Source organism: Micromonospora qiuiae, assembly GCF_016863555.1.
GTDB classification, from domain to species: Bacteria; Actinomycetota; Actinomycetes; order Mycobacteriales; family Micromonosporaceae; genus Micromonospora; species Micromonospora qiuiae.
Genome location: NZ_BOPC01000175.1, coordinates 1 through 1,466 on the forward strand (window position 1 = coordinate 1; position 1,466 = coordinate 1,466).

General features: G+C 69.8%; 1 protein-coding gene. It reads left to right on the plus strand.

The window, feature by feature from the left end:
- Positions 1-243: 243 nt before the first annotated feature.
- Complete coding sequence (locus Vqi01_RS30240) at positions 244-1,443, plus strand: IS110 family RNA-guided transposase (protein WP_204038543.1); 1,200 nt, start codon at positions 244-246, stop codon at positions 1,441-1,443.
- The last annotated feature ends 23 nt before the right edge of the window (positions 1,444-1,466 follow it).

The window sequence follows — 1,466 nt, forward strand, 5'->3', positions numbered from 1 at the left end:
TGCCCGTTACCTTTTTGATCGTCCCCAGCCGGGGACCCTCGGTCGCCCGGCCCGGTATGACTTCCTGCCCCTGTCGTTCAGATGATCCGGGGGGTGTTGTCGCCGGGTCGGGTGGCGTCGGCGGACCGCTGATAGGGACACGGCCGCCCCGTGTTGGGGTTGGTCTCTTCGTAACGTGGGTGCCGGCAGTCCGACGCTCAGACCTGGTGGCCGAGGTAGGTGACGAGGTGAGGGAGGCGTGGGGTGCACGGCGACTACGGCGTGTTCCTCGGGTTGGACGTCGGTAAGGATGGTCACCACGCGGTCGGGTTGGCCCCGGACGGCAAGCGGCTGCACGATGCGGCGTTGCCGAACACCGAGGCCAGGCTGCGGCAACTGTTCGACAAACTCGGCCGTCACGGCAGGGTCCTGGTGGTGGTCGACCAGCCTGCCTCGATCGGCGCCTTGCCGATCGCGGTGGCTCGGGCATGCGGTCATCAGGTGGCGTACCTGCCCGGCCTGGCCATGCGCCGCATCGCCGACCTGCACCCGGGCACGGCGAAGACCGACGCCCGTGACGCCTACGTCATCGCTGACGCCGCCCGCACTCTGCCGCACACGCTGCGGCGGGTCGACGTCGGTGACGAAACTCTGGCGGAGTTGGAGGTGCTGGTCGGCTTCGACGACGACCTCGCCGGCGAAGCCACCCGCCTGTCGAACCGGATCCGGGGACTGCTCACCCAGATCCACCCTGCTCTGGAACGGGTCCTCGGGCCGAGGGTGCAGCACAAGGCAGTGCTGGAGCTGCTGTCGCGCTGCGGCGGACCGGCCGGGCTGCGCAAGGCCGGCCGACGCAAACTGGCCTCCATCGCCGGACCCCACGCCCCCCGCCTGGGCGACCGGCTGGTCGCACAGATCATGGCCGCACTCGACGAGCAGACCGTCACCGTCCCCGGCACCCAGGCAGCCGAGACGATCCTGCCCCGGCTGGCTGACAGCCTCCGCGACATTCTGCGACAACGCGACCAGACCGCCACAGAGGTCGAGAGGATGCTCGATGCGCACCCTCTCGCCGAGGTCCTGACCTCGATGCCCGGCATCGGCGTCAGGACCGCCGCCCGCATCCTGCTCGAAGTCGGCGACGGCACCGCCTTCCCCACCCCCGGGCACCTCGCCGCCTACGCCGGCCTGGCCCCCGTCACCCGACGATCCGGCAGCAGCATCCGCGGCGAACACCCCGCCCGAGGCGGCAACAAACAACTCAAACGCGCTTTCTTCCTCGCCGCGTTCGCCGCCCTCACCGACCCCGTCAGCCGCGCCTACTACGACCGCAAACGCGCCGAAGGCAAGAAACACAACGCCGCCCTCATCTGCCTCGCACGACGCCGCTGCGACGTCCTATTCGCCATGCTCCGCGACAAGATCCCCTACCAACCCCGCCCAACGACCCCCGTCCCCGCTTGACCAAACCCATAGGGACACCCCCC